Origin of the sequence: Maribacter sp., assembly GCF_016744255.1 — a bacterium.
Taxonomy (GTDB): Bacteria; Bacteroidota; Bacteroidia; order Flavobacteriales; family Flavobacteriaceae; genus Maribacter_B.
Window position 1 is genome coordinate 1 of the sequence record NZ_JADGES010000165.1, and the last position, 3604, is coordinate 3604.

Here is a 3604-nt window from a genome sequence, read left to right on the forward strand (position 1 = left end):
TAACACATCATGCGTGTCAATATCCATTAAATTAAAAATTTTAGCTAACTCATTTACAAAAGCAATATTAATATCTCTTTGCGAATTCTCAATTACCTTAGCTGCTTCTGCTACTTTAATGGATGAAGCTAAAAATGTACCAGCAGTAATTACCGAGTTATACAATGCATCCACTTTTTTTCCAATTTCAGGAGTGGAGCCAGAAGTGACTTTTAGTATTTTTTCAACGGTATGTTCTTTGTCTCCTGGGTTAATACGCTCTGGCGAATAACCAACAAAAAAGTCTACATTGAATTTTAAACCGCTTATTTTTTCTAATACCGGTACGCATTCATCTTCTGTTACTCCAGGATACACTGTAGACTCATAAACCACGGTATCTCCTTTTTTTAAGACTTTACCAACGGTTTCGCTAGATTTATATAGAGGAGTTAAAATGGGCCTATTAGTACTGTCTACAGGAGTAGGTACGGTAACTATGTAGTAATTACAATCGGCAATATCTTCTAGATGGTTAGAACAATAAAGTCCTGTATCCATTTTAGGGGATTCTTGAAGAACAGCTCTTAAAACGTCGTCAGAAACTTCTAGTGTTCTGTCTGATCCAGCTTGTAGTTCTTTAATTCTACCTTCGTTGATATCAAAACCAATAACAGGGTATTTCGTCGCAAATAACCTAGCTAGTGGGAGGCCTACATAACCTAACCCGATGACTGCTATTTTTATATTAGACATATTTTGGTTTTTAATTAGGCTTTTTTTCCAATTTGGAAATATTCAAAACCATTTTGTTTCATACGCTCGTCATTATATTGGTTACGACCATCAAAAACTATAGGTTGTTTTAATTGTTGTTTTAATTCTTCGAAATCTGGAGATCTAAATTCTTTCCATTCGGTTAAAAGAATCATGGCATCTGCATCTTTTAGAGTTTCGTATTTAGAATTATAATACGTAACTTCTTTTATGTCTTTAAGATAAAAGTGTTGAGCTTCTTCCATTGCTTTTGGATCGTAAGCATTTATTTTAGCACCACGTTTTACTAGTTCTTTAATGATATAGATAGCCGGAGCCTCTCTCATGTCATCTGTTTCTGGTTTAAAAGCAAGTCCCCAAACGGCAAATGTTTTACCTGTTAAGTCTTCTCCAAAACGAGAAATAACTTTATTGGCTATTACTAATTTCTGATTGTCATTTACGTCTTCTACAGATTTAATTAATTGAGCGTTATACCCATGCTCTTCTGCGGTCTTTTTTAGTGCCTTTACATCTTTAGGGAAGCAAGAGCCTCCATAACCACTTCCTGGATAAATAAAACTATATCCAATTCTACTATCCGAACCAATCCCGATACGCACTTTATTAACATCAGCACCTACTAACTCGCATATATTTGCAATTTCGTTCATAAACGAAATTTTGGTAGCCAACATCGCATTAGCAACATATTTAGTCATTTCAGCAGAACGCACATCCATTGCAATTAAGCGGTCCACACTAGATCTAAAGAATGGAGCATAAAGAGCTCTCATTTTATCCGAAGCTTTGTCATTATCTGAACCTATTACAACACGATCCGGTTTCATAAAGTCATTTATGGCATCTCCTTCTTTTAAGAATTCTGGATTAGAAACAACATCAAAAGAAATATCTAAACCTCTTTGGTCTAATTCATTTTGTACCGCAGCTTTTACTTTGTCGGCTGTTCCTACAGGAACGGTAGATTTGTCCACTATAACTAGTGGGTGTGTCATATGCTGGCCAATTTCTTTAGCTACCTGTAATACAAATTGTAAATCTGCAGACCCATCATCTCCCATGGGTGTGCCTACGGCTATGAATGCAACCTCACATTTTTCTAAATTATCGGATAATTTAGTGCTAAAACGTAAGGTTTTATTCTCATAATTACGTTTTACCATGGCTTCTAAGCCTGGTTCGTAAATAGGGATAATACCTTCCGTTAATTTTTGGATTTTAGATGTGTCTACATCAATACAGGTCACTGTGTTTCCCATTTCAGCAAAACAAGTTCCACTTACAAGGCCAACATAGCCAGTTCCAATTACTGTTAAGTTCATAATTAGTTTAAAATGTTATTAATATATTCTTTTGTTGCGTTTTTATTTTCTATAATCACCATTGGGTTTCCTTTTACAATGCTGTTGCTAGGAATATTTTGGTTTACATAGGTTAATGGAGCTATTAAAACATTGCTTCCAATATTAATTTTCCCGACAATAACACTGCCAGTGCCTATCCATACTTTATCTCCAATTATGGGGCAGCCTTTATATTTACCTCTATTAGTTTGCCCAATTGTTACTCCATGAGCAATATTACAATTTTCACCTATTATAGCATCATTATTAATAACAATATTGCCAAAATGGCCAATGAACAAACCTTTTCCTATTTTGGTGTTTATTGGGATTTGAATGCCATATTTATAGGTTAGCTTTTTTAGCATATACCTATAATATAACCCAGAAATTGAATTTAAATTATGTCCACTAATTTTTCTTAGGTAATAGGAGTATTTAAAACCAGGTTTTTTTAACCAAGCTTTTATAAGGAATTTAAAAGTGGTCTTTTGTGTGTATCTGAATAAATCATATTTGATGTGTTTATTCATCTTTTAAATTTTCCCAATACCAATTTACAGCTTCCTTAAGTCCAGACTCTATACTATGTTCAGGGTTGTAACCAAGTAGATTTTTAGCTTTGTCTATGGAAGCTAAAGAATGAGGTACATCCCCAGCTCTTTGTGGTCCGTATATTGGTTCTACATTTTTTATTTCAGAGTCAAATTCTCCTAAGTATTCTTTTAATAAAGTAATTAATTGCTTTAAATCGGTTCTTTCGCCGTATGCTACATTATATACCGTATTGGTGGCATCTTTATTATTAGAGGCAATAGCTCTAATATTCATTTGTATAACATTATCTATATATGTAAAATCTCTTGAAAAAGAACCGTCTCCATTAACTACAGGAGATTCATGTTTCATTAATTGCATCACAAATTTAGGAATAACCGCAGCATAAGCTCCATTAGGGTCTTGCTTACGACCAAAAACATTAAAATAACGAAGGCCTATAGTTACTAAACCATAGGTATTGCTAAATATTTCGGCATATAACTCATTAACATATTTTGTTATAGCATAAGGAGATAATGGCTTTCCTATAATATCCTCCACTTTTGGCATGTTCGTAGAATCTCCATACGTAGAACTACTCGCCGCATAGACAAATCGTTTTACTTTGGAGTCTTTAGCCGCAACCAACATATTTAAAAATCCAGAAACATTTACGTCATTACTCGTTATAGGATCATTAATAGATCTTGGAACGGAACCAAGCGCAGCTTGATGTAAAACATAGTCGGCAGATTCACATGCTTTATGGCAAGTATCTAAATCTCTAATATCCCCTTCTATTAAAGTGAAATTAGGATTCGATAATAAAGGATTTATATTCTCTCTTTTTCCGGTAGCAAAGTTGTCTAAGCATATAACTTTATTGCCGTTTAGTAACAAAGTTTCACATAGATTAGATCCGATAAATCCAGCGCCACCGGTAACTAATACCGTATTAGAAG

Annotated in this window: 4 protein-coding genes; all 4 read right to left on the reverse strand. The window is 34.1% G+C overall.

The features are described from left to right. Positions 1–735, reverse strand: a 735-nt coding sequence (locus QZZ51_RS16345; RefSeq protein ID WP_291871637.1) for a nucleotide sugar dehydrogenase, incomplete at its 3' end; no start/stop codon positions are given. A gap of 14 nt (positions 736–749) precedes the next feature. Continuing rightward, the gene (locus tag QZZ51_RS16350; RefSeq protein ID WP_291871639.1) at positions 750–2081 is read right to left on the reverse strand and encodes a UDP-glucose/GDP-mannose dehydrogenase family protein; all 1332 of its coding nucleotides are present in this window, start codon (positions 2079–2081) and stop codon (positions 750–752) included. Between the two features lie 2 nt (positions 2082–2083). Beyond that, positions 2084–2635: a serine acetyltransferase gene (locus tag QZZ51_RS16355; protein ID WP_291871640.1), complete on the reverse strand. Its 552-nt coding sequence runs from the start codon at positions 2633–2635 to the stop codon at positions 2084–2086. Continuing rightward, the coding region (locus QZZ51_RS16360) for an SDR family oxidoreductase (RefSeq protein ID WP_291871641.1) at positions 2628–3604 on the reverse strand (977 nt) is incomplete at its 5' end. The genes QZZ51_RS16355 and QZZ51_RS16360, both read right to left, overlap by 8 nt.